Origin of the sequence: Arthrobacter sp. PAMC 25486 (assembly GCF_000785535.1) — a bacterium.
Classification (GTDB): domain Bacteria; phylum Actinomycetota; class Actinomycetes; order Actinomycetales; family Micrococcaceae; genus Specibacter.
Genome location: NZ_CP007595.1, coordinates 3,969,467 through 3,992,331 on the forward strand (window position 1 = coordinate 3,969,467; position 22,865 = coordinate 3,992,331).

The following is a 22,865-nucleotide window of genomic DNA, read 5'->3' on the forward strand; positions in this document are numbered from 1 at the left end:
ACCGTCGATCATCACACATTCCTAGGAGAAACCATGTCTGAAACAGCTGGAAAATTCCCAACAGAACGCACCGCCATCATCACCGGCGCCGTCTCTGAACGCGGCATCGGCCGGGCAACCGTTAACTATCTGGCCGAAAACGGCTGGAACATTGGCATCATCGATCTTGACGATGCAGCCTGCAAATCAGTGGCCGCATCCGTCGCCGCAGAGTTCGGGGTCAAGGCCCACGGTGTAGGCGCCAACGTCGGCGACGAAACATCCGTTCGCAAGGCCATTGACGAGCTGGAAGCAGAGTTGCCGCAGATCGTTGCGCTGGCCAATGTTGCCGGTGTCAGCTCGCCTGTCGGATATTTGGAAGTAACCCCTGATGAGTGGAACCGGGTGCTGAACATCAACCTCAACGGCGTCCACTACGCAACCCGCCGGGTGGCCGAGTCCATGGTGAAGAACCGTATTGGCCGCATCGTCAACATCTCCTCCGTGTCGGCGCAGCGGGGTGGCGGAACTTTCTCCAAGACGGCCTACTCCGTGGCGAAGGCTGGCGTTATTGGCTTGACCCGATCCACGGCCCGCGAACTTGGCCCCTTCGATATCACCGTCAACGCCATCTCTCCCGGCCCCATTGACACCGACATCATGGGCGGCACGCTTTCGGACGATCGCAAGGACGAGCTCGTCAAGGACCTCGTCGTCAACCGGGTGGGAAGCACCCGGGACATCGCAGCAGCCATCCACTTCCTGATCAGCGAGGACACCGGATACATCTCCGGCCAGACGCTGAACGTGGATGGCGGACTGTACATGCACTAGGAGCCTTGATGAACAACGAGAATTCCGCCAAATGGACTTTGGCGCGCAAGTTGTACCTGCTGGTAGGGATCGTCATCTGTGGCGTCGCCATTGCCCTGATGACCTACCCGCGCTAACCCAAACCATCGGCGTTCATTGCGAACGCGCCCGAAAGCTTTTTCTAAAGTTTGACTCAATGAGGAGTTTCGTATGGCAGCTTTAACTCAGCACGATACGACAGCGCTGGAGTCCCCAGCACTGAAATCAGCAATCAAAAAGGCGACCTACCGGCTCATGCCGATGCTGGTCATTCTGTACATCGTCGCATTCCTGGACCGCACCAACGTCGGCTTCGCTGAAGCTGCATTGGAAATGGACCGCGGCATTACCGCCGGAGCTTACGCTCTCGGTGCCGGTATCTTCTTCATCGGTTACGCAATCTTTGAAATCCCCAGCAACTTGATGATGAAGAAGGTGGGCGCCAAGATTTGGCTGGCCCGCATTGCCATCACGTGGGGCATCGTCTCTGCGTGTTTCGCATTCGTCCAGGGTGACGGCTCCTTCATCGCACTGCGCTTCCTGCTCGGTGTGACCGAAGCCGGGCTGTTCCCCGGCGTCATCATGTACCTTGCCGAATGGTTCCCGAACAAGCACCGCGTGAAGATGTTCGCCATCTTCTACCTGGCACAGCCGTTCTCCCAAGTCATCGGTTCACCGTTGTCCGGTTGGCTCATCAACATTGGTGACCAGGTACCCGGCATTCACGGCTGGCAAGTCATGTTCTTCGTTGAAGGTTCTCTGGCGATCGTTGCCGGCATCTTCGCGTTCTTCGTACTTATCGACGGGCCGCAGAAGGCCAAGTGGCTCCGCCAGGAAGAGAAGGACGCGCTCACGGCGGCAATGGAGCAAGAAGACGCGCTCAAGAAGGAATCCGGCCCTTCAGGTGTCATGGCAGCGTTGACCAATGGCCGTGTCTGGTACTTCACCATCATCTACTTCTGCCTGCAGATCGCCGTCTACGGCGTCACCTTCTACCTGCCGCAGCAGGTGGCGCAACTGACGGGCCAGAAGGTCGGCCTGGCAGTTGGGTTGCTCGCAGCCGTGCCGTGGTTCTTCGGCATGTTTGCCTGCTACTTCATCGGCAGGTACGCATCCACGGTGATCCGCCGCCGCGTGTTGGGCACATGGCTGTTTGTTTCCACCGGGCTGTGCATTCTCGGATCGGCATGGGCTGGTGCAAACAACCTCCCGGCCATGGGTATCCTGTTCATCACCCTGGCCGTGTGCAGCTTCCTGTCCATCGGCCCCATCGCATGGTCCTACCCGACGGCGTTCCTTACCGGAACGGCGGCCGCCGCCGGCATCGGTCTGATCAACTCATTGGGCAACCTGGGCGGATTCGTGGCACCAATCATGCGCACCTCGGTCAACGAGACATTTGCCTCCGAATCGGGGGCGATGGGCCTCGTCGCGCTTGGCATCTTGCCGTTCGTGGCAGCACTGATGATGTGGGGCACCCGCCGCTTCAAGAGCAAGGCAGACGACCTCCTCGACACGTAGGCCGCAGCTTCAACCAGTAAGCGAAAGTGAACAAGAAAATGACGCCTCCCCACCTCTCCGGCAAGTATCGGGCAGAATCTCAGATGTACATCGGAGTGAGCACCAAAATGTACATGGGATACGGTGCCAGCCTGAGCTGGTTGCGGAACTTGCGCCATGAAGTGGACTCCCGCCCGGGCCTTGCGGCCGGGCGGGTTGTCCCGTTTGTCATCCCAACGTTTCCCGTACTCCCCGCCGCGGGGGAGATCATCGCTGGCACGCCGCTGGTCCTGGGGGCACAGAATGCGGGTTGGGCGGACGGCCCCTGGACAGGCGAAGTGGCCCCATCAATGCTTGCAGAGCTCGGAGTTGGTCTGGTGGAGCTGGGCCACGCCGAGCGGCGCAGGCATTTCGCCGAGGATGATGACATGGTGGCCCGAAAGGTGGCGGCTGCCGTGGCGGCAGGCATCAGGCCGCTGCTGTGTGTTGGGGAACCCGAGTATTCGACACCTGCGGCGGCGGCACAATTTGTTTATGAACAAGTTGCCGCGGCAGTGGAGGGAAGCTGGCAGGATGCGAAGTCAATGATCATTGCCTACGAACCGGTGTGGGCGATCGGGGCTCCGGAGCCAGCCGATGCAACGTACATCTCCAACGTTCTGCACGCCCTGCGTGGCCTGCTGGCAAGGCACGGACTGGCAGAACTGCCCATCATTTATGGCGGATCCGCCAAACCGGGGCTGCTGCCTGAACTAAAACACGTGTCGGGCCTGTTCCTGGGAAGATTCGCCCACGATGCGGCGAACTTCGGAGCGGTCCTGGACGAGGCACTGGCACTTCAGCAGGGCTGACAGCGACTCCCCGGCTGGCGGTGTGGATGGCTGGTTGGTCCGCCCCGGCTAGTTCCCAAGTGATGTGGAGGGCCCTGCACCGCAATGGTGCAGGGCCCTTTCACGCCGCAAATGACTAACCGTGAACTAGCTGTAGCGCTGTGACCGGAGCATTTTCAGGGTGCCGGTGGTGAATTCGACGACGTTGCCCTGCCACAAACCCAACAGGCCAAGTAGGTTTTCTCCGGCTGCCCGGTGTGAGCCGGTTTCCGACTCGAGCAGGCGCAGAACTCCTGTGCGCAGCTCGGTGTTGAAGTTCACCTTACCGATCCCGGCCAAGGGGGCCTTTGCCAGGTCAGCTGCCGGAATGCCTGAGGCGCCGTGCAACACGAGGGGGATGGGCGACTCCACAGCTATCAGGTCCAGCAGATCCCAGTGCAGTTTCGGCTCGCCGGCGTACTTTCCGTGGACATTGCCGACGGCGACCGCCAAAAGGTTGGCTCCGGAACGTGCCACGAAGTCTGCAACCTGGCTGGCATCGGTCAGCCCGGCCGCTTCCAAGGCGAAGGCCTGGTCTTCGTTGCCGGCCAGCCCGCCGAGCTCCGCTTCCACCACGATTGCCGGATCGGCGATGGCTTCCCGCACGGCTTTGACGAACGCAATGTTGTCCTCAAAATCGAGTGCTGATCCGTCGGCCAGCACCGAATCTGCCCCGGCGGCGAGACCGGCGGTGATGGCCTGGATGCTGGTGGCGTGGTCAAGCTGCACTGCCACGGGCACGGTCGCTGAATCAGCCAGACCCCGGAGGGCGGCAATGAAACGCGGCCCGGACGGGGCGGCGGCGGTTTTGGGCGCAACCAACAGGATCACCCCGTGTTCCATGGCTTCCGCGGCTTCAACGACTGCCAGCGCGGTCGTGAAGTCATAACAGGTGAACGCTGGTACTGCCGCACCGTCAACCAATGCACCGTTAACCAGGGTATCCAAACGAGTTCTCATTATGTTGCCAAACCTCCAACTAGAATCCATGCCACAAATGTCAAAATAAATCCGGCGGCACCCAAAAGCGTGGTCAGCACCGTCCAAGTCCTCAAACCGTCGGCCACCGTCAGGCCGTAATATCGGACGACCACCCAGAATCCGGCGTCCGTCACGTGGGAGAGCCCAAGGGAGCCAAAGCCGATTGCGATGGTGATGACAGCAATCTGTGCCGGGGTGTAGCCGCCGGCCAAAATGGCGGATGAGAGCAGTCCCGTTGTGGTGACGATGGCAACGGTGGCTGAGCCCTGTGCAGCCCGCAGAATCAAGGAAATAATGAAACCCAGAAGGAGGATGGGCAGTCCCCAGCCATCCAGGGTCTTGGACAGTGCTGCACCGATGCCGCTCACCTGCAGCACGGTGCCGAAGATCCCGCCACCGGCAACGATCATGAGGATGGAAGCAATGGGAGGCAGCGCACCTTCAAACACATCGCTGGTTTCCTGCAGGGACCAGCCCCGCCGCACAGCCAGTGTGAAGAACGACAGGCCCACTGCCACCAAAAGGGCGAAGAACGGATTGCCGATGAACGCGGAGAAGCCATACCAAAAAGATTCCTTTGAAATCGTCAAGGTGCCCACAGTGCCGAGCAGAATCAGCACTATGGGGGCGGCGACCAAGCCGATGATCAAGCGCGGGCGGGGAGGGGCCTGGCTGCCCTTGTGCGAGGCGATGAGTGTTTCCGGGCTGCCGAATTCATCGACAATCCTTTTGACGCCAGGAAGAAGCTCGTAACTCCTGCGGTTCAGAAGGGCTGAAACCCAGTAGGACAGGAATCCCAAGGGAACGCAGATCAACAGCGAGATGATCATGATCAGGCCAACGTCGGCGCCGAGCACACCGGCTCCGGCCACAATGCCCGGGTGCGGCGGAACAGCGACATGGATGGCCAGCATGATGCCGGCCATAGGCAGGCCGAACTTGACTGGGTGCACGTTGGCGATCTTCGCGAACGCGTAGACCACCGGCACCAGGACAATAACGCCAACCTCAAAGAAGACAGGGATGGCTACGAGGAAGCCCACAATGGTCAACGCTATGGCCACCCGGGTGGGCCCCAACTTTGCGGTGAAGTGGTCGGCAAGGGACTGGACTCCACCGGAGACTTCGATCATTCGGCCCAAAATAGCGCCGAGCGCGATGAGCAGGGCCACTTTCCCCATGGTGCCGCCGACTCCGGTGGACACCACAGTGAAGATGTCCTGCAGCGGGATCCGTGCCGCCACGGCCACCAGAATGCTGACGGTCAGCAACGCCACAAAGGCATGGATCTTAAACCGGACGATCATGACCAGCAGCAGGACGACGCCCGCCGCAGCGATGGTCAGCAGCAGGGGAGTGCCCAGGTCGGCCGTAGGTTTGATGGCTGCCGCGTCTGCGGCGCGCAGCATCATGGGGGAAATCAGGGTGTTCATTGGCCGGGGGTCTCCTTCGACGCGGTATGAATGAGTGCGGTTGCGTTCGGATTAGCCGGCATGGCGCTGGGTCGGGGCAACGACCTTGATGACGGCGGAGTCATCTGCCGCTGCAAGACCCTGGGCCTGGCCCAGCAGGTAGAGCTGTTCGGCGGCTGCGGCCACGGGGGCCGCCAATCCGGCGGCACGGGCGGCCTTGCCCACGATGCCCATGTCCTTGACAAAGATGTCGAGCCGGCTCAGGACCTCGGCACCGTCTTCGCTGTAGGCATCAAGGATGCGCGGGCCGCGGTTGGAGAGCATGAAGGAGCCGGCTGCGCCCGCTTCCAGAGCGGCAAGGGTCTTGGCCTTGTCCAAGCCCATGGCGTCGGCAAGGGCAAGGGCTTCGGCTGCTGCGGCGATGTGCACACCGCACAGGAGTTGGTTGACGGTTTTCAACGCCTGTCCGTCACCGGGTTTGTCCCCGACGATCGAGAGTGTGGAGGCGAGCAGTTCCAGCACGGGAGCCGCTTGCTTCCGGGCATCGGGGGTGGCGCCGACCACGATCAACAGATCGCCCTCGCCGGCGCGGACGGGGCCGCCTGACAAGGGGGCGTCAACCAGTTCAACACCATATTCGGCAAGCCGTGCCACGGTTTCCGGAATTGCTTCGGTGCCGACGGTGCTGGTGAGGATCACGACGGACCCCCGGGTCATGGCGGATGCGACACCGTTGGCGCCGAAGAGGACCTCATGGAGTTGCTCGCCGTTGCGCACAGCCAACAGCAGCGCATCGGCTCCGTCGGCGGCAGCGCGGGCCGACGCGAATGTTTGGACGCCGGCGGTTGCGGCCAGCCGGAGCCGGGGTTCGGCAATGTCGAACCCGTGGACGGTGAGTTTGCTGGCGAGGCGAGTGGCCATGGGCAGGCCCATGGCGCCCAAGCCGAGGACGGTGACGGTGTAGTTTTCAGACATGAGTTCTCCTTGAAGTTTGACGGTGCGCCGGAAGATCGGGCTGCGGGGATTAGAAGGTGCTGCTGAGCTTTCGCGTCACGTCGGCCAGTGACTGGTCGTCACCGACGTTGCCGGCAAAGACAATGTAGGGGATGCCCGCAGCGGGTCCGCCCACCGGCTCCCAGAGTGACACGATGCCGGGGAGCATGGGGCCGCGCACAATGGCGTGGCGGATCTCCAAGCCGTGTGCCGCCACGTCCGAGGAGGTGATGCCGCCCTTGGCGATCACAAAGCGGGGAGGGGTCGCCTTCAGCGTCCGGTTCACCACGCTGACGACGGCGGCCGAGACTGTGCGGGCAATCTTAAGGCTCGCTGCGGCGTCGTCCGTCTTGACAAGCAGGCGGCTGGTGTGGACTATCACGTCACCTACGGCGAGTGCGGCGCCCACCTGTGCGACGACGGCGTCCAGGTGGCTTCCGCCGTTGGTGCCCAGCAGCTCTGCCACGTTGATTTCAATGGTTCGGGCCGACCGGTGCTGTTCGGTCAGGGCGTGTAGCTGGCGGGTGGTGACGCCAACATGCGAGCCCACAACGATGAGGCCGCCAGTTGCCATTGAGTCTGCGGCGCCGGACTCGGGGAAGATCTCCGCAGCATTGAGTTCGGCATGGATCTCCTGGCCGATGCGGGCGCGAACAAACGGGGGGCCAACACGGTAGATCAGCGACTTGCCGCGGCGTTCGGCTTCATCAAGGCCCAATGCCAAGAGACGGAGATCGTTTTCAGTTACTGCATCCGCCACGATCGGGCAGGAGTCCTGTGCCAGCTCGATGGTGTCGGCAATGGCCAAGGCGGCCTGCTCGGGAGTGCCTGACCGGAGGAGGTTCAGGTCAACGACGATGACCTGGGAGGCAGCGAAGCGGCCCTTGGACTTCTCCTGAACGTAGCTGGCCAGTTCAGAACTGGAAAAACCAAAGGTGGCGTCCTTGGCGAACTCGGTTTCGCCGACGGGTAGCAGGGTGCCGGCATCGGCGCGGGTGTAGTGGACGCCGCCGATGGTGATTCGGCCGGCATCGGGAAAGGCCGGGACAATGACGACTCCGTCAACGGACCCAGCGCCCTGCTCCCGAAGGGTTTCGGCAATGGTGTCCGGTTCCAAAGGGTAGTGTCCGCGGAGGGTGGAATCGCTGCGGCTTACAAAGCCGAGTGCAATACCGGATGCGGCCGCAGCGGCCAGAGCGTTGACAACAATCTGGCGGTTGCGCTCGGCGGCCTCTGCAGGGTCCAAACTCCGGGTGTTGGTCAGGACATAGACGGCGCTGGGCCGTTGTCCGGCAATCAGGTGCGCGTAGGCCCAGCTGAAGTCCTCAACTTCCCAGCGGGTCAGCACCGGAAGATTCGCCACCGACTGGGTGCCGGTCGGGTCGTCGTCAAGGACCACCAGGATGCGGCCGGAGTCGGCCACCCTCTGTGCGACCGCTGAGGCAGCAACCGGAACCTCGGAGGGGAAGCGGGATAGCAAGTCTGATTCAAGAACCAATGGGGCACCTCGTTGTGAATTTATGTCGTCTGTAAGATGTCTGACATCTAACATTTGAATGCTATTGTGGCAGATGACACAAGGGGCATGCAAGTGCGGCGGAAATTTTGCCTAGCCAGCTGGGGGCGCCGGCTCAGGGCTGCTGCCTGACCATACAATGGTCATCACAAAGACTCGGTAACGGCACTAGCAAAGGAGGAGCATGGCGCGCAAATCACTGACAGGGGTTGTGGCCGATGACCTCTTGGACAGGATCGTCGCTGGCGAGTTCACCCCCGGATCGCTGGTGCCCGGCGAACTGGAGCTCAGCGCCCAGCACGATGTCAGTCGCATGACCGTGCGGGAGGCGATGAAAACGTTGACGGCGCAACGGATTCTTCGAGTGGAACGCGGCCGGGGCACCTTCGTGAACCCGCTGAGTCAGTGGGGATCGCTGGAAGCTGTCCTTCGCGTCTTGTCCGAAGGTGAAAACGGTGCGAATGCCGCAGTCCAGCTGATTGAACTTCGGCGCATGCTGGAGACCGGAGCGTGTGAGCTCGCGGCCTCACGAATCAGTGATGCGGATCTGCTGCAACTGCGGATCTATGTCGACCACATGCGCAGAGCCCATGACAGCGGCAATGTGGCGATGTTTGTTGAATCGGACCTGGCATTCCATGACATTATCTTGCACGCGGCAGGCAATGTGTTTGTTGCGGTGCTCTTTGAACCTCTGCACCGTGTCCTGGAAAACCGCCGCGAGGAAACCTCCCAGGTGCCCGAGATTCAGGCCAACGCCATTGACATGCACGAAGCGATCCTTCAGTCCCTCACCTCGCGTGACCCTGAACGGTCAAGGGTTTCCATGGACAACCATATGATGCAAACGCTCAGGGACTTGAAGCAATACGTGTTGGGCTGGCCCTGACAGTCGAGGAACAGGCCACAGGTTTGAGTCCTTGTGTTGGCCCAACCCGAACATGCGCAGGGCAGCATAGGGGGCAAGTCGTTCATGAAGCAAGTCATGTCCATTATGATTGGGGCATGGAAGCCCCAGGCATCGACATCACCAGCCCACAGGAGATGCCTGCCGGGCCTGCCGCCGGGCGAGTTTATTCGGGACGCCAGCCCTCCGAACGGACCATGGAACGCCACGACCGGCTGGTAGATGCAGGCGTCGAGGTTTTTGGCACTGTGGGCTATGCCGGGGCCAAGATCAAAATCCTGTGTCAGCGGGCAGGCCTCAGCGAGCGGTACTTCTACGAGTCCTTTGAGTCAAGGGAACAGCTGCTCACAACGGTGTACGACGACCTTTCCGGTCGGCTTATGCACCAGGTAGTCAATGCGCTGCAGAGCCCATCCATGAACCTGCAGGAATCCGTCAGGGCGGGCATGGGTGCTGTGGTCAATTTCATGCTGGATGACCCGCGCCATGCACGCATCATCCTCGTGGAGATCGTGGGGGTTTCCCCCGAGCTGGAAGCAAAACGCCATAAGTCGATGACGGCGTTTGCCGCCCAGTCTATGAACCAGCTGCTGCTGCTCAGCGGAATCGACCCCGAGCAGGCGCAGGAACAAATGGCAGAAAACCCGGACGACGCCGTGTTGGCCACGGTCCTGGATGCCGCCCGGCTGACAGCTGTTTCCATGGTCGGCGGCGTCAACAACATGCTCCTTGACGCGGTCCTCGGCGGCACCACCGGCAACACCGAGAGGATCGCGGACATCGCGTTGCAACTCATCTGCAGCGCCTCCATCGGCATCCGTGCACTTGCAGTCGCAGACTGAGCAGGGCCACCAGCTGCCCTGAACCGGCCAATCGGACAGGCTGGCAGGGACCATGCAACACGCCAACGTAACTATTGGTGCGGTGGCGCCAAAGTGACACGATGGTGGCAGGTCCTTTCAAGAACTCTTTGCCGGCTATTGGTGGCTGCTTTTTCCTATTGGCGGAATGCTGGGCGGCGGTTTCAAGGCCCTGATTTCCTCCCGGGAACGTGCCCACGAGCGCCGGGTTGAATTGTATAAACTCCAGCATCCGGAAGTTGCCGGCCTTGACGTTTCCACGCCCAAGCCCGCCATCGACGTGGCCGGCCAGGACCAGAAGGGCTATTCCGAAGCGGATGTGGCCAAGGTTTTGGCCGAGCATGATGCCTTTAACAAGCGCTGGCTCAGCTATGAACTCGACATTGCCAAGCTGATTGACTTCCCCATGATGAGTGACGTCCGCGAGCCATTGACGGTTGCGTTTTTACGGGCCAAGCGCGACGCCGATGCGCTGCGTCCGCTCAATGGCGCCGAGATCCCTGCCAAGAGCCGTTGGGACGATTACCGCAACGCTGTCAACGCCTTTGCCGTGGCCTTCGAGGTGGCGGAGAAGGAAGCGCACCGCATTAAGGATTCCGCCTTCAACCCCGATCAACGCCAACGTCTGGGAACGGCAGCCAAACTGATCAAGATCGCCGAGAACCACGGCGCCAGCCCGGCCGAGCGCCAAACCGCATTGAAGCGCGTACGGCGGGAACTGGACGGCGTCATCGTCCTGCCGGACCTCACGATTGCCGCACTGGAACAACAAGTGGCCCGCATGATCGCCGGCCCCCAGTAGCCCCGCCGCAGTAGCCCGCCCAGCAGCCTGTGCCACAGTAAACTCCACCCACCACGCGTGGACAAAGGATGTATGTCTGTGACAGCCACGCGCCCCAATCTGGCCGCCAGCCCCTACCAGGACGTCATGGAGCTGACCATTCCGGGCCCTGGCCGCGGCAGCATCAGCCCCCGCGCGCACTTCAACAGAGGCCAGCCAACGCAATCACTCAACGGGGACTGGCGCTTCCATGTCTCGCCCACTCTCGCCGCGGCGCCCGTGGGCCTCGAGGAGGAATCGTTCGACGATGGAGTCTGGGACACGCTTCCCGTCCCCTCGAGCTGGAACTTCCATGGGCACGGCGCCCCTTCTTACACCAATGTGCTGGTGGTGCGGGTGTCTCAGTACTCCGCGTCAGGCATTTTTGCACCACACGGATGTATGCTGAAAACTGTTCTAAGGACGCACCATGCCACGTACAACAGTCATCACGGGTGCCAGCGACGGGATCGGGGCGGCCGCGGCAAAAATGTTGGCCTACCCCGGGGACACGCTCGTATTGGTGGGCCGTTCGTCGTCAAAAACCAAGGCCATTGCAGATGAGTTGGATGCCGACTACTTCCTGGCAGACTTCACGGAACTGGCCCAGGTGCGGGCGCTCGCTGCAGCCCTGGCGGAAAAGTATCCGCGCATTGACGTTCTTGCCAATAATGCAGGCGGCATCATGGGGCCTCGGGAGGTCACCGTTGACGGGCATGAAAAGACATTCCAGGTGAACCACTTGGCGCCGTTTCTGCTCACCACCTTGCTGATTGAGCAGTTGGTGGCGGCCCGGGCAACAGTCATCAACACCTCAAGCGGCGCCCACAAGGCCATGTCGAGGTTTGACATTGACGATCTCGACGCCGAAAAGCACTATGGCGCCAACGCAGCCTACGGCAATGCGAAGCTGGCCAACATCCTGTTTACGAAGGAACTGCACCGCCGGTACGGAGACCATGGCGTCAACGCGGCGGCGTTCCATCCCGGTGTGGTGGGCAGCAACTTCTCTGCAGAGTCCACCGGCATGCTCAGGCACGTCTATGGCAGTATGGCCCGGCAATTCATGCTGTCCCCGGCCCAAGGAGCGGACACGCTAGTCTGGCTGGCAACAACCCAGCCCGGAGAAGACTGGGCGCCCGGGGAATATTATGTCCGGCGCAAGCCGGCCAGATCCAGCCGGCAGGCCAAGGACCGAGCACTGGCCCTCCAATTATGGGAACACAGTACCGCCATGGTGGCCGGCACCTGAAGCATGCAGCACCACGGGTGGCAAAAGTCGTTCAGCGCCAGCATCGTTGCCCCGGACAATGGCCCGGGGCCACCGCCTAGGGCCGACCGGGAGCGCCGCCCGGAGCGCCGCCCGGAGGCCTAGGCTTCCAGGCGCCCGCCGGTGTAGACGCCCTCGGAAAGCTGCTGGACCAGCCAGGGGCTGAACGCGTAGGGGACCGCCGCGACGGCCTCCTCAACATCCACCACATCCGACCAGCCCCAGTCGCTGACCTCATCGGGATTGGGCGAGATCACGCCGTCGCCCTCATAAACGGCAGTGAAGACGGGGCAGATCTCGTTCTCAACAATGCCCGAGGCATCCGTGGCGCTGTACCGGAAGCCAGGCAGCGCGGGTTTGATATTGCTGACCGGGATGTTCAACTCCACCGCGGCCCGGCGGATGATCGCGTCCTCAAAGCTCTCGCCCGGAGCCGGGTGCCCACAGAAAGAATTGGTCCACACCCCGGGCCACGTCAGCTTGGACAGCGCCCGGCGCGTCAACAGCGTGCGGCCCTGGGCATCAAAAAGGTGGCAGGAAAAAGCCAGATGCAGCGGCGTTTGTGCCGTGTGGACCAGCGCCTTGTCGGCCGTGCCAATCTCAACCCCGTTGTCATCGAGCAGCCTGACAAGTTCAATCTTTTCACCCATGGGGGCTCCAAATCCTTCCACGCAGTTCAATCTCAACTGTTCACTCTCAACAAGGCCGGTAAGACTTGCCTCCGGGCAAGTAACATCGAGGTCCAGTGTATCCGGGGTACCCGCCGCCGGAGTCTTGGGCCGGAGGCTGCACTGCTGGCGGAACATAGGGATCAAGGGCCGGCGGAACATAAACAGGGGGAAGGTTGCGGATCCGCTCGGCCTCCGCAGCCGCGGCTTCGGCCGCGATCCGCTGGGCCTCGGCTTGCGCAGCAACCTGGGCCTCAACCTGTGCGGCAGCCTCGGCGGCGGCACGTTCTGCTGCGACACGCTCAGCCTCGGCCGCCGCGGCGGCTTCTGCCGCTGCCTTCTCGGCCTCAGCTTTTTCAGCTGCGGCCTTCTCGGCCGCAGCCAGGCTCGTCTTGGTTCCCTCCAGTGTCCCTACCTGTGTTTCTGCCTTCCGAATGTTGTCAGACAGCGCCGTGACGTAACCCGCCAGCTCAGCGTCAGTCAACGCCACCCACCGCACAACATCAGCATCGTTGGCGCCCGCCTTGAGCATCGCGAGCAGGGTCTTTGCCCCGGCAATTGCTGCCGCCGAGACAGTGATGGCCGCCCCCGCCGCAGCCGCGGTGGATGGATCCCCAACTCCGGCAGCAGCGGCAAGCGCGGCGTTTGCTGCCTCGAGCTGTGCCGGCAGGGTGCATTCAACCTCGGCGTCATGGAGCCCCAAACCGGCAGCCTTGGCTTCCGCTTCGGCTTCCTCCACCGGCGGCAGGAACTTCGAATTCTTGCCGAAGGAAACGGCGCTCCCCAGCCCGGCGCGGGCGATCTCGGCGCTGACGAGTTTGTCATCGGAGGTAAAAACGGCGGCCAGGGTGCGCTGGTACTTGTCCGTCCGTTCAACGTCGTACACCAGCTTGATGTCCGAACCCACAGGCAACAGCCCGGTCAGGAAATCTGTGGCTTCCGGGCCCAGGCATTGCACCGGCTTGGTGGGATCCTTGGTTTCGGGGGTGTCGATGTTCAGCAGTCGGATGGTCTGCTCCGCGCCGTTGACCGACGCCACGAGGGTGTCCCCGTCGGTGATGCGCACGACCGTTCCGGCGTCGGAATTTTCATCGGTGCAGGCCGCCAATCCCACAACCAGGCCGGCCGCGACACCCATGGCGAGCAGCGGCCTGCGAACGGAAAACTTTGCGGCAGACGCCACCATGAACCCCCAACGTTGAGTGGCCAGTGCTGGCCGGGCAAACGTCCATTCTATGGTTTCACCACGTCGTGCGGGACCACCTCGTGCAGTTCCAGCACGCCGGTGGGCAGCTTCCAATAGTGCAGGCGCAGCGCCCCGGGCGTTTTCTGCTCAACATACAGCCGCATGCACACATCCGCCCCGCGCATGATGGCACCGGCGTGGGCGCCCTCATTCGCCCGCAGGTGGTGCGGTTCGCGGTTGTGCAGCGGACCCTTGCGGTGCGCCACCAAATCCACCACGGCCCGCAGTGTCCGCGCCCTTTGCGGCTCGGTCAGCGCCTCCCATGACGGCAGAAAATGCGGCCCCAGCAGGTACTTGCCCAGGGGATGGGCGGCCTTGTCGTGCGGGGAAACGATCTGCGCCCACGCCTGGTGCAGCTCAAAATTGAACTGCTCGGCGGGGTCCAGGTAGACAGCCCCGACCACCTTCTCGGTCCGCGACGCGGCCAACCTGCCCTTTTGCCGCAACTCCACCAGCGAAGTCTTCGTCCGCGCCAGCTCCTCCTTCAACGCCGCCACCTGGTGCTCGGCCGCATTGAGGCGCCGCGCCAAATCGGCAGCCACCGCCCGGTCCCGCTCCAACTGGTCCTGCAGCGCCCGCGCGGTTTGTTCCGTGGCACCCTGCTTTTTCGCCGCAGCCATCAGCTCATCAATGGTGTGCCGGGCCGTGTCCAATTCCAGCTGCGTGCTTTGCAGGGCGGTGCGCCGCTGCGCCGCAGTAGGGAGATCGGCCCCTGACCCGTGTCCCGCCGTCCCATGTTCGACGCCGGATGGCGGGGTTTCGCCGTCGTCGTCAGAACCGTCGGGGGAAGGGGAGGCAACGGCGTCGCGACGGGAGATGCTGGCGTAGGGCCGGTCCGGATCGAGCCACGGTGGGCCGCCGCGAAGGAGGGATGGGGCTGGGACTGCCGGTTCGTCGTCGTCCACGTCAAGCATGGACAGGCACACCGTGCCGTTGTCGTACCGGACCCGGACGCGCACCACCTCGTCCTCCGTCAGGAGGTCCTGCGCGGAATCGAGGTCGTTGGAGGAGATGCCCTCCACGCCGATGCGGAAATTGCTGCCGGGCCAGAGGTGGACCAGGGCATGGCCGGGGCGGACGGAGGTGACGCGGGCCAGTGCCACATCGCCGTGCCGGTACGCCTTGATGGGGGAGAGTCGCGGGAGAATCAGGGCGCTGATGTCAAAGGTGCCCGTGTCGGGATGGAAGCTGCCCGCCAATACCTGGTCCTTGGACACGAGCCACTCAAGGGGAATGTTGGGGAGCAGCTCCTCGCTGCGAATCATGGCCCGGGTGCCGTCGGGACGCAGCTCCACCAGGGCGCGGTCGGGGGAGGGGAAGCCCACCACCGTCGCCTCGGTGAGCAGGGGGAGGGGAGCCGTGACGGGCTCTTGCTGTGGCGGCAGCTGCTGGGAGGCGAATACCTCCCGCTCAATTTTTTCGTACAGTTTGGGCAGCTGCGCGGCGCGCTGGAGAAGGAGCGGCCGCGAGGTGCGGGCCTGCCAGTCCGTGCCGTGCGGATAGACGCGCGCGCCATTGCCAAAGACGTGCAGCTGGCCGGGCAGGCCGATTTCCAGCGTGCGGGTTTCGATGCCGTTGGCCAGCTCGTACAGCTGTGCCTCCCCGTCCAGTGAGGCGGCAAGCGCTTCGGCGTCAAGGCGCAGCGGGTTCCCCGGCAGGTGCGAAACCACCACCACGGTCTGGGCGCGTTGGGGATTGCAGAGGTACCTGGCCAGTTCGGCGCCGCCCAGCTGATGCACCTCTGCGGGGTGCAGCTCTGCAGCGGGTGGGAGCTTGTTCCGGTTTTTCTGTGCGGGCATGCCGGCTCCTTCCCTGCGCTGTTCGGGATCGCTGTGGTGACTTACCTTACATCGGAGTGTTGGCAGGGACTTCCGGCAGGCCGACGTTTCGCCGTTTGGACAGGGCAGCGTTCCGCGGTTTGGGCAGGCCGACGTGACGCCGTGGCGGAGAAGATGGTGAATTGGCGCCCGACCGGGAATTCCTGTGCACCCTCCGCGGCGGTCACGATGTCCCCGGCAGCAACGTCCGCGGAGGCGCTGACGATGCTGGGCCCGCCGGTGTTGACGAGTGCGGCGTGGGGGCCACTGCTGCGCAGCGTTGCCAATGCCGTCCGTTTCAAGGCTTGGGCTGTCACATCCATGCCGACCACCCCGGCCAGTGCGCCGTCCTTGACAATAGGGTGGGTGAACGTCGGCACGTATTCGTCGGGGCGCAGCGGGTCGATGTAGACGCCGGTGACACATGGCTGGCCCGGTGCCAGGGGGACCTTGAACCATTCGGCCTTGACGTAGTCGCTCATGGACTGCGGGCTGAAGTTGGCCAGCACGTCCACGCGCACCATCTCTTCGCCCTGCCACCAGACGATGTAGCTGCGCTGTTCGCCCGGCAGTCCAGCCGCGGCGACAAATCCGGCGCCTGCCGTGAGCTGCCCCTGGGCAGGGAGCAACTGTGGCGTTTCGCAACAACAGCCCCCGCAGGGCCGAGTTGCGGAAAGGCGCAGGACGGCCAAACACCTGCCGGATGAAATCCAACAGGACCCCGCAGGCGCGTTTTGGCCGGTAACGCTTGAATAACAGTTTGATCACGCCGGGAAAGCGTAATCCCTGATGTTGTAGGGAATTTGATACCCGAGGGGCCGTGACAAGTTACCGGACAGTAGTCCTTTTGGATAGGGGTTCGTTTTGTGGCGGAACAACACAAATGTGAGCTGGGGTACATTTGCGTCAATGGCTGTGGCGGGGATTACATTTCCCGGCCGGCCAGCAGATTTGAGTGACTTTGCAGCATCCACGCCAGCACCCTGGCGGGAGCAGGAGAGCCAGTTTTAAGGATGATCGAATGCCACTGCCAAGACCCCAAAAGCAGGTGGCACGTTGTCAATGCGACGCCGTGCCATGTGCTACGCATGGGACGAGCCAATGATTGGGTTCATCGCCAAGCGGTTCATCAACTACGCGATCCTGGCCGCGATCGCCACCCTCAGCGCCTACGCCCTGGCCAGCGCCATCCTGAACCCCGCCGCGCGCTACTACGGCCGCAACCCCCGCCCGTCGGACGACACCATCAATGCGATCCTGGACGGCCTGGGCGTCAACCCCAACACCCCTGTCATTGAGCGGATGTGGAACTGGTTGGTCAATCTGGTCACGCAGGGTTCTCTGGGTGAAACCATCCACAACACGACGGTGGTCAGCGAAATCGCCGCCCGCGCAGGCACCAGCCTCCGCCTGCTCATCATGGGCACCATCATCGCCGCAGTGTTCGGTGTGGTCCTCGGCGTGTGGGGTGCCGTACGCCAATACAAGTTCAGCGACCAGGCGATCTCCTACGCATCGTTCACCATTTTGGCCACACCCTCCTTTGTGGTGGGCATCCTCCTGATGATCCTCGCCACCCTGCTGAACAACGTCCTGGGCATCCAGCTCATCAGCTTTACCGGCGAATACACGGCCGGGCTGGACGGCGGCTGGTGGGTTCAATTCTGGGACCGGGCCGTGCACCTGCTGCTGCCCACCATCTCCCTGGCCTTGTTGGGCGCCGCCGCCTATTCGCGGTACCAGCGCAGCGCCATGCTCGATGTCCTCTCTGCCGATTACATCCGCACGGCCCGTTCAAAGGGCCGCACCCGAGGCTCGGCCCTGGTGCGCCACGGCGTCCGGGTGGCACTGATTCCCATGTCCACCTACTTCGCCTACTCCTTCGCCACTGTCCTGGCCGGGGCGGCCGTGACGGAATTGGTGTTCAGCTGGCACGGTATGGGCGAGATGCTGGTCAACGCCATCACCCAAAGCGACATCAACGCGTTCACCGGCGCGATCTTGTTCAACGCCGTCCTGATCCTCATCGCAGGCACGCTCTCCGACATTGTGTACGCAGCCCTTGACCCGAGAGTGAGGGTGTAGCCATGTCACTTCTTGACGAAGTTCCCGCGGCGGAAACCGCCACCGGAATCCCTGAGGCCCTCCAATCCGCCAAGCCTGTCTCCCGCACCCGCCTGGTCATGTCACGGCTGCGCAGCATGCCGCGCTTCTGGGTCGGCATTGTCGGCTTGGGCCTGATCATCCTGTGGGCCATCTTCGGCCTGGTCCCCAACGCCTGGAACTACACCGACCTGGACGTCTACAACATGGGTTCCAGCCCCAGCAGACTGCACTGGTTCGGCACCAGCGACATCGGTGAGGACATTTACGCCCAAACCATCGTCGGCCTGCGCAAGTCACTCATCATCGGCCTGCTGGTAGGCCCCATGGCCGCCATCGTTGCCGGCATCGTCGGTGCGGTGGCCGGCTACCTCGGCGGCTGGTGGGACCGGATCATGGTCTGGTTCATTGACCTGCTGCTGGTGCTGCCCAGCCTGTTCCTGTTCATCCTGCTCAGCCCCATTTTCAAGTCCCTGTCCTGGGTGGCGCTGATCTTCCTGCTGGCAGGATTCGGCTGGATGATCATGGCCCGGGTGATCCGGGCCCAGACCCGTTCCCTGCGCGAACGCGACTACATCAAGGCCGCCCGCTTCATGGGTGTGGGCACCTGGACCATCATCCGCCGGCATGTGCTGCCCAATGTCTCCTCCCTGCTGATCATTGACGCCACCCTGGGCGTGGGCGGGGCCATCCTGAGCGAAACCACGCTGAGCTTCTTCGGCTTCGGCATCCAAGCCCCTGACGTCTCGCTCGGCACGTTGCTGGCCGCCGGCCAAACCGCTGCCGCCACCAGGCCGTGGCTGTTCATCTTCCCTGCAGGGATCCTTGTCTTCACCGTGCTCTCCGCCAGCCTTGTCGGCGATTCCCTGCGCGACGCCGTCGACCCCACCTCGGGAGTAAACCGTGACTGAGCAACTTTCCACCGGAATATCCGGTACCTTCCCAAGCACGACGGCGGCCGCCGAGTCGGGCGCGCCAAGCCGGGACACGCCGTCGTACTCTCCGGGACACCTACTGGAGGTGCGCGATCTCAGCGTCACCTTCCCACAGCCTGCAGGTGCCGTGACGGCGGTGCGCGGCGTCACCTACCATGTGGACCAGGGCGAGTTCCTGGGCATTGTGGGCGAATCCGGGTCGGGAAAGTCTGTCTCGTCGCTGGCTGTGATGGGGCTGCTGCCCTCGTCGGCCAGGGTGGGCGGGGACATCCTGTTTGAGGGGAAGTCGCTGCTGGGCCGCAGCGACAAGGAGATGTCCCGGCTGCGCGGTGACGGCATTTCCATCATTTTTCAGGACCCGCTCTCCGCGCTCACCCCGGTCTACACGATCGGCGCGCAAATCGCGGAGGCCCTGCAACTGCATGACAAAAGACTTTCCAAACAGGGCGCCCACGCCCGTGCCGTGGAATTGCTAAAGGTGGTGGGCATCCCCAATCCCGAGCGCCGCGCGCAGGCGTTCCCGCACGAATTCTCCGGCGGCATGCGCCAACGCGCCATGATCGCGATCGCCATCGCCAACAATCCGCGCCTGATCATCGCCGACGAACCGACCACGGCGTTGGATGTCACCATCCAGGCCCAGATCCTCGAGGTGCTGCAAAAGGCGAAGGACATGACCGGGGCGGCGGTGGTGCTGATCACCCACGATTTGGGTGTGGTGGCCGGCAATGCCGATCGGATCGCCGTCATGTATGCCGGGCGGATTGTGGAGACCGGCACCGTGGACCAGGTGTTCCACAAACCGTCCATGCCGTACACCATCGGGCTGCTGCGCTCCATGCCGAACCTGGCCACGGCCGGCCACTCCCGGCTGGTGCCGTTGGAAGGCCGGCCGCCGCAGCTGAGCAACCTGGCGCCGGGGTGCCCGTTCGCACCGCGCTGCCCCGTGGCCATTGACGCCTGCCGCAGCACCGAGCCGCCGCTGACCATCGTTGACGGTGACCCGCTGCATGCGTCGGCCTGCCTGCGGGTGTCCGAAATAGCAGGGGGTGTGCTTGACCGCCACCACCTGTACCCTGTGCCGGAGCCGGTGGCGGCCGCGGAACGGGCGGAGGTTGCGCCGGAGAAAGTCCTGGAGGTTGCAGGGTTGCAGCGGCACTTTCCACTGACCCGCGGCTCGGTGTTCAAACACTCAGTCGGCACGGTCCGCGCCGTGGACGGCGTCAGTTTCGATATTCGCAGCGGCCAGACACTGGGACTGGTCGGGGAGTCGGGCTGCGGGAAGTCCACCACCATCATGGAGATCCTGGAACTGGCCAAGCCCCAGGCCGGGGTGGTCAGCATCAACGGCAAGGACGTTGCAACGCTTTCGGCACGGGAGCGCAAGGCATTGCGCCGGGACATCCAGGTGGTGTTCCAGGACCCCATGGGGTCGCTGGACCCGCGCCTTCCCGTGCAGGACATCATCGCGGAACCGTTGTCCGTGCACGGCATCCCGGCCAAGGACAGGCTGGCCAAGGTCCGCGATGTGCTGGAGCTGGTGGGCTTGGATCCGTCCATGGCCTCCCGCTACCCGCACGAGTTCTCCGGCGGCCAGCGCCAGCGCATCGGCATTGCCAGGGCCCTGGTGACCGACCCCAAAATTGTGGTGCTCGATGAGCCGGTGTCCGCACTGGATGTCTCCATCCAGGCCGGGGTCATCAACCTGCTGCAGGACCTGCAGGAAAAACTGGGCCTGTCCTACTTGTTCGTGGCCCACGACCTCGCCGTGGTGCGCCAGATTGCGGACAACGTCGCCGTCATGTACCTGGGCCGGATCGTGGAGAGCGGGCCAGCCGGGGAGATCTTCGGCAATCCCCGCCACCCCTACACCCGTGCGCTGCTTTCGGCCGTGCCGGTGCCTGACCCGGCCGTGGAACGCACCAGGACCCGGATCATCCTGGACGGCGATTTACCCAGCCCCACCGACGACATCAAGGGCTGCAATTTCCGCACCCGCTGTCCGCTGTTCAAGCTGATGGATGCCCAGGGGCAGGACCGCTGCCTGAACCAGGATCCGCAGCAGCGCCCGGTGGGCGAAAGCCAGGTGGCATGCCACCACGCCGAACACATAGAACTCATGGAATCCGCAGCTGGGAGCCCGTGACAGCCCCCCTACGTTTCACCGCACCAACCACCCTGCCGGCACCCAGCAGATGCGGCAGGAACAACAATTGGAGGAAACAATGAAACACATCAACAAGATGGTGGGAGCCGGAGTTCTGGCCCTCGCCCTCACTGTCACTGGCTGCAGTGCCGGCGGCGGTGGCGGAGACAACAAGCCCACCGTGGACAGCAGCAAGGGCGCTGCCGAAACCGGAGCGCTGCCCACCACAGCGTGGACCGTGGCGGACTACGCCGCCGTCAAGGATGGCGGCACCCTGACACTGGCTGTTGACCAGCTGCCGGACAACTGGAACACCCTGCAGGTGGACGGCAACGTCAAAGCCGGCAGCGAAATCCTGGATCCCACCACAGGCGGCCCCGTGGTCAACACGGTGGACGGCGGCTGGGCACTAAACCCCGACTACGCCACAGAGGTCAAGCTGGCCGGTGAAGATCCGCAGGTTGTTGAGATCAAGCTGAACCCAAAGGCCGTGTGGGAAGATGGCACGCCCATCACCTACAAGGACTACGACGCCACGATCAAGGCCAACAACGGCACCAACAAGGAATACCAGATTGTTGACGACAACGTCTACAAGGATATTGAATCGGTGACCAAGGGTGAGACTGACTTCGACTTCAAGATCACGTTCAAGAACAAGAACGCCGACTGGCCCTCGATCCTGGGCGGCAGTACGGCCGGCGCGGTCCAGACTGCCGTGATCCCGGAAGCCATCGCCGCGGATGTGACAGCCTTCAACGAAGGCTACAAGTCCAAGCCGCTTCCCTCCAGCGGGCCGTACAAGGTGGGCACTGTTGACGCCTCCGGCCAGGTGGTCACCCTGGTCCCGAATGAGAAGTGGTGGGGCCAGAAGCCCAAGCTGGAAAAGATCATCATGAAGGTAGTCTCCCGTGACGCACTGGCCCAGGCCTACGCGAACAAGGAACTGGACGCCTTCAGCATCGGCACCAGCAAGAACAACTACGACACTGCCAAGAAGCGCGCCGACGGCGCCATCCAGCAGTCCGGCGGCCTCACCTGGAACCACGTCACCATGAATGGTTCCAAGGGGCCGCTGGCTGATGTCAAGGTGCGCCAGGCAGTGGGCCGGGCCATTGACCGTGACACCATTTCCGCCAGCCGCCTGGCACCCATCGGTGCGCCCGTGGCCAACCAGAACAACTACATCTTCATGCCCGGCCAGAAGGGTTACGAGGACAATGCCACTGCCGTCATCGGCTACGACACCGCCAAGTCCGAGGAGTTGCTGAAGGAGGCCGGCTACGCCAAAGCGGCCGACGGCACCATGGAGAAGGACGGCAAGAAGCTGGAGATCACCTACACTCTCGACGCCAACAACCCGGTGTCGGAGCAGATCTTCAAGCAGCTCCAGGCCAACCTGAAGGCCGTGGGCATCACCCTGAAGAACGACACGGTCCCGGCCGACAAGTTCTTCTCCGACTACGTGCTCAAGTCCAACTTTGAACTGACCGGCTTTGCATGGTCGGGCACCGCGTTCCCCATCGCCTCCAACGAATCCATCTTCTACCCCGCTGATGCCGGCCAGAACTTCTCCGGCATCACGGATGACAAGCTCGGCGACATGTGGCAGAAGGCCAACGCAGAGCTCGACCCGGCCAAGCGGCTCGTGCTGGCCAACGAGATCGACAAGGCGATCTTCGCCTACACGCCCGTCATTCCGCTGACCCCGACCCCGAACACCCTCGGTGTCCGGACCGACCTGGTCAACTACGGCGCCGCACAGTTCCAGTCCATCAACTGGACCACCGTCGGCTTCAAGGGCTAACCCCCTCCCGCACCAAAGAGGCCCGGCCTGCTCACAGTGAGCGGGCCGGGCCTTCGCCGTCCCCGCAAATCGATCCCACCCTTGTAACGCGGCAGCACCTTCCGGGGTCTTTTCTCGAATGCGGCAGCACCTTCCGGGGTCTTCACGGATCGGGCCCGTCCGTAACATCGAAGCGCAACTCCGG

General features: G+C 63.1%; 19 protein-coding genes. 11 read left to right on the forward strand and 8 right to left on the reverse strand.

The window, feature by feature from the left end:
* The first annotated feature begins 33 nt into the window (after nt 1–33).
* From art_RS17955 to art_RS17965, 3 genes are all read left to right on the forward strand, one after another.
* Entirely contained in the window at nt 34–813 is a 780-nt protein-coding gene (locus art_RS17955; protein WP_038467095.1) for an SDR family NAD(P)-dependent oxidoreductase, read from the forward strand.
* A gap of 189 nt (nt 814–1,002) precedes the next feature.
* A complete protein-coding gene (locus art_RS17960) occupies nt 1,003–2,352 on the forward strand; it encodes an MFS transporter (RefSeq protein WP_038467098.1) in 1,350 nt (449 codons plus the stop codon).
* A gap of 38 nt (nt 2,353–2,390) precedes the next feature.
* Complete coding sequence (locus tag art_RS17965; RefSeq protein WP_038467101.1) at nt 2,391–3,182, forward strand: triose-phosphate isomerase family protein; 792 nt, start codon at nt 2,391–2,393, stop codon at nt 3,180–3,182.
* A 126-nt stretch (nt 3,183–3,308) separates the two neighbouring features.
* Here art_RS17965 and art_RS17970 read toward each other — a convergent pair whose 3' ends face one another.
* From art_RS17970 to art_RS17985, 4 genes are read right to left on the reverse strand one after another with little or no spacing between them, the layout of a single operon-like run.
* Nucleotides 3,309–4,160, reverse strand: a complete 852-nt coding sequence (locus art_RS17970) for a class II fructose-bisphosphate aldolase (protein ID WP_038467103.1) — start codon at nt 4,158–4,160, stop codon at nt 3,309–3,311.
* Nucleotides 4,160–5,614 carry a GntP family transporter gene (locus art_RS17975; protein WP_038467106.1) on the reverse strand — a complete coding sequence of 485 codons (1,455 nt, stop codon included), beginning with the start codon at nt 5,612–5,614 and terminating at the stop codon, nt 4,160–4,162. The genes art_RS17970 and art_RS17975 overlap by 1 nt, the downstream gene beginning before the upstream one ends.
* A 51-nt stretch (nt 5,615–5,665) precedes the next feature.
* Nucleotides 5,666–6,568: an NAD(P)-dependent oxidoreductase gene (locus art_RS17980; protein WP_038467108.1), complete on the reverse strand. Its 903-nt coding sequence runs from the start codon at nt 6,566–6,568 to the stop codon at nt 5,666–5,668.
* A 49-nt stretch (nt 6,569–6,617) separates the two neighbouring features.
* Nucleotides 6,618–8,084 (reverse strand): four-carbon acid sugar kinase family protein, encoded by a 1,467-nt coding sequence (locus tag art_RS17985; protein ID WP_038467110.1) that lies wholly within the window; start codon nt 8,082–8,084, stop codon nt 6,618–6,620.
* 202 nt (nt 8,085–8,286) lie between these two features.
* Between art_RS17985 and art_RS17990 the strand changes: the two genes are divergently transcribed.
* The 4 genes from art_RS17990 to art_RS18005 all read left to right on the forward strand — a co-directional run bounded on the left by art_RS17990 (nt 8,287) and on the right by art_RS18005 (nt 11,941).
* Nucleotides 8,287–8,991, forward strand: coding sequence for a FadR/GntR family transcriptional regulator (locus art_RS17990; protein WP_038467113.1), 705 nt, complete (start codon nt 8,287–8,289; stop codon nt 8,989–8,991).
* Nucleotides 8,992–9,107: 116 nt separating this feature from the next.
* Nucleotides 9,108–9,851 (forward strand): TetR/AcrR family transcriptional regulator, encoded by a 744-nt coding sequence (locus art_RS17995; RefSeq protein WP_038467116.1) that lies wholly within the window; start codon nt 9,108–9,110, stop codon nt 9,849–9,851.
* A 166-nt stretch (nt 9,852–10,017) separates the two neighbouring features.
* Nucleotides 10,018–10,671 (forward strand): hypothetical protein, encoded by a 654-nt coding sequence (locus art_RS18000; RefSeq protein ID WP_052136741.1) that lies wholly within the window; start codon nt 10,018–10,020, stop codon nt 10,669–10,671.
* 448 nt (nt 10,672–11,119) lie between these two features.
* Nucleotides 11,120–11,941, forward strand: a complete 822-nt coding sequence (locus art_RS18005) for an SDR family NAD(P)-dependent oxidoreductase (protein WP_038467122.1) — start codon at nt 11,120–11,122, stop codon at nt 11,939–11,941.
* A gap of 119 nt (nt 11,942–12,060) precedes the next feature.
* Here the strand turns inward: art_RS18005 and idi are convergent, their stop codons facing one another.
* From idi to art_RS21280, 4 genes are read right to left on the reverse strand one after another with little or no spacing between them, the layout of a single operon-like run.
* A complete protein-coding gene (gene idi, locus art_RS18010; RefSeq protein WP_038467125.1) occupies nt 12,061–12,609 on the reverse strand; it encodes an isopentenyl-diphosphate Delta-isomerase in 549 nt (182 codons plus the stop codon).
* Between the two features lie 46 nt (nt 12,610–12,655).
* Nucleotides 12,656–13,813, reverse strand: a complete 1,158-nt coding sequence (locus art_RS22720) for a thermonuclease family protein (protein WP_052136742.1) — start codon at nt 13,811–13,813, stop codon at nt 12,656–12,658.
* A 47-nt stretch (nt 13,814–13,860) separates the two neighbouring features.
* Entirely contained in the window at nt 13,861–15,672 is a 1,812-nt protein-coding gene (locus art_RS18025) for a hypothetical protein (RefSeq protein ID WP_038467127.1), read from the reverse strand.
* A 41-nt stretch (nt 15,673–15,713) separates the two neighbouring features.
* A complete protein-coding gene (locus tag art_RS21280; protein WP_052136743.1) occupies nt 15,714–16,319 on the reverse strand; it encodes a cache domain-containing protein in 606 nt (201 codons plus the stop codon).
* A 472-nt stretch (nt 16,320–16,791) separates the two neighbouring features.
* On the opposite strand from art_RS21280, the gene art_RS18035 reads away from it, so the two are divergent.
* The 4 genes from art_RS18035 (at nt 16,792) to art_RS18050 (ending at nt 22,681) form a co-directional block, all read left to right on the forward strand.
* Nucleotides 16,792–17,775, forward strand: a complete 984-nt coding sequence (locus tag art_RS18035) for an ABC transporter permease (protein WP_038467130.1) — start codon at nt 16,792–16,794, stop codon at nt 17,773–17,775.
* Nucleotides 17,776–17,777: 2 nt separating this feature from the next.
* The gene (locus art_RS18040) at nt 17,778–18,704 is read left to right on the forward strand and encodes an ABC transporter permease (RefSeq protein WP_038467133.1); all 927 of its coding nucleotides are present in this window, start codon (nt 17,778–17,780) and stop codon (nt 18,702–18,704) included.
* A gap of 109 nt (nt 18,705–18,813) precedes the next feature.
* Nucleotides 18,814–20,874 carry a dipeptide ABC transporter ATP-binding protein gene (locus tag art_RS18045; protein ID WP_253901611.1) on the forward strand — a complete coding sequence of 687 codons (2,061 nt, stop codon included), beginning with the start codon at nt 18,814–18,816 and terminating at the stop codon, nt 20,872–20,874.
* Nucleotides 20,875–20,953: 79 nt separating this feature from the next.
* On the forward strand, nt 20,954–22,681 hold the full coding sequence (locus art_RS18050) for an ABC transporter family substrate-binding protein (protein ID WP_157875344.1): 1,728 nt from the start codon (nt 20,954–20,956) through the stop codon (nt 22,679–22,681).
* Nucleotides 22,682–22,865 lie beyond the last annotated feature (184 nt).

Bases quoted from the DNA above. Each gene is read 5' to 3' on its own strand.
- art_RS18040 (WP_038467133.1), top strand. From the start codon at position 17,778: ATGTCACTTCTTGACGAAGTTCCCGCGGCGGAAACCGCCACCGGAATC.
- art_RS17970 (WP_038467103.1), bottom strand. From the start codon at position 4,160: ATGAGAACTCGTTTGGATACCCTGGTTAACGGTGCATTGGTTGACGGT.
- art_RS17960 (WP_038467098.1), top strand. From the start codon at position 1,003: ATGGCAGCTTTAACTCAGCACGATACGACAGCGCTGGAGTCCCCAGCA.
- art_RS18035 (WP_038467130.1), top strand. From the start codon at position 16,792: ATGATTGGGTTCATCGCCAAGCGGTTCATCAACTACGCGATCCTGGCC.
- art_RS17965 (WP_038467101.1), top strand. From the start codon at position 2,391: ATGACGCCTCCCCACCTCTCCGGCAAGTATCGGGCAGAATCTCAGATG.
- art_RS18025 (WP_038467127.1), bottom strand. From the start codon at position 15,672: ATGCCCGCACAGAAAAACCGGAACAAGCTCCCACCCGCTGCAGAGCTG.
- art_RS17995 (WP_038467116.1), top strand. From the start codon at position 9,108: ATGGAAGCCCCAGGCATCGACATCACCAGCCCACAGGAGATGCCTGCC.
- art_RS18050 (WP_157875344.1), top strand. From the start codon at position 20,954: ATGAAACACATCAACAAGATGGTGGGAGCCGGAGTTCTGGCCCTCGCC.
- art_RS17990 (WP_038467113.1), top strand. From the start codon at position 8,287: ATGGCGCGCAAATCACTGACAGGGGTTGTGGCCGATGACCTCTTGGAC.
- art_RS17975 (WP_038467106.1), bottom strand. From the start codon at position 5,614: ATGAACACCCTGATTTCCCCCATGATGCTGCGCGCCGCAGACGCGGCA.
- art_RS22720 (WP_052136742.1), bottom strand. From the start codon at position 13,813: ATGGTGGCGTCTGCCGCAAAGTTTTCCGTTCGCAGGCCGCTGCTCGCC.
- art_RS18005 (WP_038467122.1), top strand. From the start codon at position 11,120: ATGCCACGTACAACAGTCATCACGGGTGCCAGCGACGGGATCGGGGCG.
- art_RS17955 (WP_038467095.1), top strand. From the start codon at position 34: ATGTCTGAAACAGCTGGAAAATTCCCAACAGAACGCACCGCCATCATC.
- art_RS18000 (WP_052136741.1), top strand. From the start codon at position 10,018: ATGCTGGGCGGCGGTTTCAAGGCCCTGATTTCCTCCCGGGAACGTGCC.
- art_RS17980 (WP_038467108.1), bottom strand. From the start codon at position 6,568: ATGTCTGAAAACTACACCGTCACCGTCCTCGGCTTGGGCGCCATGGGC.
- idi (WP_038467125.1), bottom strand. From the start codon at position 12,609: ATGGGTGAAAAGATTGAACTTGTCAGGCTGCTCGATGACAACGGGGTT.